Here is a 3,657-nt window from a genome sequence, read left to right on the forward strand (position 1 = left end):
GTAGCGGCGGGCCATCTTGGCGCCGTAGCGCCTCTGGATAGAGCCGAGGGCGCGGAAGGTGTCGAGCACCTCGCGGGTCATCGGGTCGAGCGGCCCGCGCTCGCCGTTGCGGCCGTGCTTGTGGATGTCTGCCAGCGCGCGGCTGTGCACGATCGAGTGCTGACGGAACTCCATCTCGACCATGTGGAAGCCAAAGGTCTCCGTCTGCCAGATGAGGGTCTGGACGGGGCCGTAGGCGGCGCGGCAGGCGTTGCTCTGGGCGAGCGAGCGCTGCACGATGCGCAGGTCGGACAGGAACTCGTCGCAGGAGCGATACATCGTGTCGGAGTTGCGGCGAATCGTGGCACCCAGGCGGTCTGCCATGACGAGCATGACGGCGCGATGCGGCTCGGACTCGCTGATGAGCTGAGCACGGGCGGTGAGTACCTCGCTCATCTCGACCTGGTGGTTCCACAGGCTGACGAGCTCGGGCGAGGGCTTGGAGTGTTCGGCGTCGAGCGTGAGGTTGCGGCCGATGCGACGGCACTTGTCCTCGAGGGTCGCCACCATGTGGGTGAAGAACTTGGCCGCCACCTGACGGCTCACCTTGGCGGTGACGTTGGGGTTGCCGTCGCGGTCTGAGCCAATCCAGGAGCCGGGGTGGAAGAAGGCCGGGCACACCGGGGCCACGCGGCCGGCGTCGTCGCCCAGCACCCAGTCGTCGAAGCGGCGGTAGACCTGCGGCACCATGTCGAACAGCGTGTTGTCGAAGATGTCGATGATCGTGTCGGCCTCTTCGACCGGCGTGGGCTTCTTGAGGGCGATGGGGCTCGTGCGCAGCAGCGCGTCAATCTCCTGGAGCATGTGGCGCTCGTTCTCCGCGAGGTCGGAGCCGCCCAGGCGCGGGTGGTCCTCGAGCAGGCGGGCGATGCGGCGGATCTTGCCCTCGACGGCCTTGCGGCGCGCCTCGGTGGGGTGCGCGGTGAAGACCGGGTGGAACTCGAGGCGGTTCAGCAGCTCGTAGGCGCGCTCGAGGCCGGCCTCGTCGATGAGCTGGTGGTAGGCCACGGCGAGGGCGTTGCTCTCGTCGGTCTCGGAGTCAAGCGACACCTCGCGCTCGCGCTCGTGCAGGGTCTGCACGCGGAAGTTCTCCTCGGAGAGGTTCGCGAGGTGGAAGTAGGCAGTGAGGGCGCGGGTGACCATGGTCTGCTGCTCGACGGTGAGTCCGCGCATGAGCTCGTAGGCGTGACGGAAGTTCTCGTCCTCCTCGGAGGCGCCGGTGGCGCTCACGACGCCGCGCTCGTCGGCGGCGATGAGGTCGGAGAGCAGCTCGTCAAACGTTGCGCGGAGCTCGGGCGAGTACTCGGTGAGCACCTCGCGCAGGAGGCGCAGGAACAGCTCGAGGTTGTCGCGCAGGCTCTCGGGCAGGTCTACCTCGGCAAACGTGCGCGCCGCGGCCGCCTGTGCCTCGTAGCGCTGCTTGTCGCGCCCGGAGCTGGTGTTGTTTGCTGACAAAGGTACCTCCTCAGGCTCTCATGCACGCGGATGCACAAGCCCTGTGCACCCGCACATGTTGCCCTTCCATGATAGCAGCTGAAAGGAGGGAGGTACCCGCCGTAACCCGCGTGTAACGCAATTGATGTGCGCCCGCAAGCACCAGCCCGCGAGCGCATCCATTGGGTCGATGGGTGGCCATGACGCGGGACATCAGCGCGCATTCGCGCCATAATCTGGGTTCGCAGACAACCGTAAGGAGCATCCGTGCCAGACACCAAGCTTGGGACAACCGGCTACGCCACCGTGATTTTCGACCTCGACGGAACGCTGCTGAACACCATCGAGGACCTGCACCTGGCGCTAGCGCACGCGCTTGACGCCTGCGGCCTAGCGCCCGCGACGCTCGCGCAGACCCAGGCGCGCGTGGGCAACGGGCGCGCCAAGCTCATCGAGCGCTCCCTGCCCGCCAGCGCATCGCCCGAGCTCACGACCCGCGTCACCAGCGCGTTTGACCACTACTACGCCGCCCACAAGAACGACCACACCCACCCCTACCCCGGCATGGTCGAGCTCGCCGCGCGCCTTCGCGACGAGGGCAGACGCGTCGCCGTGGTCTCCAACAAGTCCAACTACGCGGTGCGCGAGCTCATGGACAGCTACTACCCCGGCGTCTTCGACGTGGCAATGGGCTCGAGCGACACGGTGCCCAAGAAGCCCAACCGCATCATGGTCGACACGGCGCTCACCCGCCTGGGCGCCGCAGCCCAGGCGGATGCTGCGGCCGGGCGCGCCGTCTACGTGGGCGACTCCGAGGTCGACGTGGCGACCGCCGCGAACGCAGACCTTCCCTGCATAGCCGTGAGCTGGGGCTTCAGGACCGTCGAGCAGCTGCGCGCTGCCGGCGCCGCCTCGATCGCCTCCACGGCAGACGAGCTTGCCCACGCGATTCGCGGCTAGAACTCCGGGCTGAGGTCAAGAGTCCCTCGTCCCGGCTCCCCCGGCAAGCTCGCAGCTCATGGGGAACACCTTGAGCTGTACTGAGTGCGAACGAAGGGTTTCATGTCCTCCTGTTTGAAAGCAGCGCTTGGGCCTAGCCCACAGAACGGATGTCTTCGCACAAAGGCGGTCGCTCGCTTATTTCAGCACACTTCTCCCCCTCGCAAGTAATTCCTAATCTCCATAAGGTTTTAGGCATACGATAAGAAGCGCAACTAAACCCGCACACGGAGGTTACCCATGTCCATCGACACCACCTGCGTCCAGGGCGGCTACCGTCCCGGCAACGGCGAGCCGCGCCAGGTCCCCATCATCCAGAGCACCACCTTCAAGTACGACACCTCCGAGCAGATGGGTCGTCTCTTTGACCTCGAGGACTCGGGCTACTTCTACACGCGCCTGCAGAACCCCACGAACGACCACGTGGCCGCCAAGATCGCCGAGCTCGAGGGCGGCACGGCCGGCATGCTCACGAGCTCGGGCCAGGCCGCAAACTTCTTTGCCCTGTTCAACATCTGCGAGGCGGGCAGCCACATCGTCGCGAGCTCGGCCATCTACGGCGGCTCGTTCAACCTCATTGCCCACACCATGGCCAAGATGGGCATCGAAAGCACCTTCGTCGCGCCCGACTGCACCGAGGAGGAGCTCGAGGCGGCCTTCCGTCCCAACACGCGCGCCGTCTTTGGCGAGACGATCGCCAACCCCGCTCTCGCGGTCCTCGACATCGAGCGCTTCGCCGTGGCCGCCCACGCCCACGGCGTGCCCCTCATCGTCGACAACACCTTCCCCACGCCCGTCAACTGTCGCCCCATCGAGTGGGGCGCCGACATCGTGACCCACTCCACCACCAAGTACATGGACGGCCACGGCGCGGGCGTCGGCGGCGCCATCGTCGACTCGGGCAATTTCGACTGGATGGCCCACGCCGACAAGTTCCCCGGCCTCACCACCCCCGACGAGTCCTACCACGGCATCGTCTACGCCGAGAAGTTCGGCCGTGAGGGCGCCTTCATCACCAAGGCAACGTCGCAGCTCATGCGTGACTTTGGCTCGATCCAGAGCCCGCAGAACGCCTTCATCCTGAACCTTGGCCTCGAGAGCCTGCACGTGCGAATGCCGCAGCACTGCAAGAACGGCACCGCCGTGGCCGAGTTCCTGCAGGCGAGCCCCAAGGTCTCGGGCGTG

Annotated in this window: 3 protein-coding genes; 2 read left to right on the forward strand and 1 reads right to left on the reverse strand. The window is 66.4% G+C overall.

The features are described 5' to 3' along the window. Positions 1-1,494 (reverse strand): phosphoenolpyruvate carboxylase (locus tag AC1VTH_RS07390; RefSeq protein ID WP_481335499.1); only part of this gene is annotated, 1,494 nt, incomplete at its 3' end. 246 nt (positions 1,495-1,740) lie between these two features. Here AC1VTH_RS07390 and AC1VTH_RS07395 point away from each other — a divergent pair. After that, on the forward strand, positions 1,741-2,433 hold the full coding sequence (locus AC1VTH_RS07395) for an HAD family hydrolase (protein WP_481335500.1): 693 nt from the start codon (positions 1,741-1,743) through the stop codon (positions 2,431-2,433). A 279-nt stretch (positions 2,434-2,712) separates the two neighbouring features. Further along, positions 2,713-3,657, forward strand: a 945-nt coding sequence (locus tag AC1VTH_RS07400) for an O-acetylhomoserine aminocarboxypropyltransferase/cysteine synthase family protein (RefSeq protein ID WP_481335501.1), incomplete at its 3' end; no start/stop codon positions are given.

It is taken from the genome of Parolsenella sp. (genome assembly GCF_982402205.1).